Raw genomic sequence first — 2,936 nt, 5'->3', positions numbered from 1 at the left:
ACCATCTTTGAGACGACGATTTTGTTCAACAGCATGGAAACCCGGTTTAGCTGGAATTGTACCTTCAGGTAATTTCCAGATTTTTTCTGCAGTAGCACGATGCTTAGGATTTTTTACAACTAAATCAGCAGGTAGGCGATGTGAGAATGTACCCACTTCACGTGCAGTACCACACGCAGATGGTTGACCCGTCAGTGAGAATGGTCCATTACCCGGTTGTGATATTTTACCAACAAGTAAATGGATGTTGTAAATAAGGCTGTTCATCCACACTCCGCGAGTATGCTGATTCATCCCCATTGTCCATAACGACATTATTTTCGTATTTGGATCTGCGTATTGTTTCGCTAAAGTCAGCAGTTGTTCAACTGGTACACCTGAAATTTCAGATGCTTTTTCGGCAGTGTACTCACCAACAGACGCTTTATACTCTTCAAATGTCATTGCGGACAATTTACCCGAGTTAGGGTTTTTTGCTTTTTGTTGTAACGGATGCTCATCACGTAAACCGTAACCAATATCCGTTGCAGTTCGTTTAAAGTGGGTATGCTTGTTAACAAAGTCCCAGTTAACAGCATCGTTTTGGATGATGTAATTAGCAATGAAGTTTGCCATTGCAAGGTCTGATTGCGGATTAAAAATAACCCCCGTATCAGCCAACTCAAATGAGCGGTGTTTATAGGTTGATAATACGTTTACTTTCACATGAGGATTACTTAAACGACGATCAGTAATACGGGACCATAAAATAGGATGCATTTCTGCCATATTAGAACCCCAAAGTACAAACGAATCTGCATTTTCGAAGTCATCATAACAACCCATCGGCTCATCAATACCAAAAGTGCGCATGAAAGCACCAACAGCTGAAGCCATACAATGTCGTGCATTCGGGTCAATGTTGTTTGAACGAAAGCCAGCTTTCATCAATTTAACAGCAGCATAACCTTCCATTACTGTCCATTGGCCTGAACCAAACATACCGACAGAGGTCGGTCCTTTTGCTTTTAATGATGCTTTCCACTTCTCAGCCATGATATCAAAAGCTTGATCCCAAGATACTGGGGTAAATTCACCGTCTTTAGCAAACTTGCCATCTTTCATACGTAATAAAGGCGTTGTTAAACGATCATTACCGTACATGATTTTTGATAAAAAATAGCCTTTAACACAGTTAAGACCTTTATTTACTGGCGATTCAGGATCACCCTGTGTTGCAACGACCTTACCACCTTGGGTTCCGACCAGAACCGAACAGCCAGTACCACAAAAACGGCATGCAGCTTTGTCCCATTTAATTTTTGTTTCATTTGAACTAGCAATCAAATTTGTTGCTGCTGCAGGGAGTGTGACTCCGGCAATGGCTGCTGCAGATACGGCTGCGTTTGCTTTAACAAATGCCCGTCTGGTTAATTTCATAGATCACCCTCACATGGTTGATTTAACATTTAGCTAATACGCTACATGCAATTAATTTACATTAGTTTACAATTTTGTATTTGCTATTAACGTTGTGCTAAATCAACTTGTGTTTCATTTACAGCATATTTTTATCACTTATGTGACGCCACTAAATTGGTATTTCGTTTTTAATGGCAAATACTATAAATATTTAAATTTCAAGCATAAATTTTAGATAAAAAAAGGCCGCATTATACCAATGCGGCCTTAACATTATTCATCTAGTTTACGTTGGTATTATTTCTTTTTATCTGCAGTGAGCGACAATGCCCACACCGAAAATCCAGCCACGCCAACAAAACCCGCGAGGAAAATAACCGGCATTGCGCTGTATCCTAAGATATGCCAAATAACGTATTCTAACGTACTCATAATCGTGATTCCTTTTTCTATCTACCAACCAGGTACGTCAGACATATCCGGTAGTTGATGGGCAATACCTTTATGGCAATCAACACATGTCTTTTCGCCACTTGCAAGTGCTGTAGAATGTTGCTTTCTACTACGTGGGCCCTGCTCTGAGAAGTCCATGTATTCAAAGTTATGACAGTTACGACATTCCTGTGAATCATTTTCTTTCATACGTTGCCATTCGCGTGTTGCCAAATGTTTACGACGTGCTTCAAATTTCTCTTGGGTCGAAATTGTACCCATTAAGAATGCCACAATTTCATTACTCGCTTGTACTTTACGCACAATCTTATCAGTCCATTTATGTGGTACGTGACAATCAGAACAAATAGCACGCACACCAGAGCGATTCGAATAGTGAATTGTTTCTTTTAGTTCTTTAACAATTGGAGCGTGACAAGCTGAACAGAATTCTTCTGTATTTGTCGCTTCCATCCCCATGTTAAAGGCACCCCAGAAAATAATACCACCAAGGAAACCCATTGCTAGCACAGTACCAACGGCCGCTTTACTCGGTGTCGTTAACTTTCGCCAAAAATTTAAAATTAGTTTCATTTTATCGCCTCACCTTTCATTTAGATAAATCAACGCAATGAATCTACACGTTTAAAGTCATTGTCGATTAATGGCTTAGCATCAGCTTGAGTTACATGGCATTGTAAGCAGAAATAACGACGCGGAGACACATCTGATAATACTTCACCGTCACGCCCTTGATAATGCGTCACACTGATCTTAGTTGCGCCCATTTCACCGGCATATTTCCAGCTGTGGCATGACAAACACTTGTTGGCATTTAACGACACTTCATAATGACGCGTTTGATGCGGTACAAGTGGTGGTTGGTATACATAGTCACGGTCAATTGGGCTACGGTCTTTAATCACACGCTTCAATTCGTCCGCTTTACGGGTTGTGTCTAATTCAGTAATACCACGGAGTGATGCTACACCGCCATTGTTTACGTTTTCGATTACAGCCGTTTCGTTACTTTGCACTGACACAGAGAATAAAGTCCCTGCAGTTAGCAGCACAGCCAATAATTTTCTCATATTATGTTCTCC

4 protein-coding genes are annotated in these 2,936 nt (G+C 40.6%); all 4 read right to left on the bottom strand.

Going from position 1 to position 2,936, the window contains the following annotated elements; translation table 11 throughout:
* Positions 1-1,419 (bottom strand): molybdopterin-dependent oxidoreductase (locus QNK26_RS07270; RefSeq protein WP_319221874.1); only part of this gene is annotated, 1,419 nt, incomplete at its 3' end.
* Between the two features lie 279 nt (positions 1,420-1,698).
* Complete coding sequence (locus QNK26_RS07265; RefSeq protein ID WP_319221872.1) at positions 1,699-1,833, bottom strand: TIGR02808 family protein; 135 nt, start codon at positions 1,831-1,833, stop codon at positions 1,699-1,701.
* 21 nt (positions 1,834-1,854) lie between these two features.
* Positions 1,855-2,427, bottom strand: a complete 573-nt coding sequence (locus tag QNK26_RS07260) for a NapC/NirT family cytochrome c (RefSeq protein WP_319221871.1) — start codon at positions 2,425-2,427, stop codon at positions 1,855-1,857.
* A 29-nt stretch (positions 2,428-2,456) separates the two neighbouring features.
* Positions 2,457-2,924 carry a nitrate reductase cytochrome c-type subunit gene (locus tag QNK26_RS07255; RefSeq protein ID WP_319221875.1) on the bottom strand — a complete coding sequence of 156 codons (468 nt, stop codon included), beginning with the start codon at positions 2,922-2,924 and terminating at the stop codon, positions 2,457-2,459.
* Positions 2,925-2,936: the final 12 nt, after the last annotated feature.

This window comes from Moritella sp. (assembly GCF_033791185.1).
Lineage (GTDB): Bacteria > Pseudomonadota > Gammaproteobacteria > Enterobacterales > Moritellaceae > Moritella.
The sequence above is the reverse complement of the archived record's forward strand: the minus strand, read 5'-3'. Positions and strand labels throughout refer to the sequence as shown.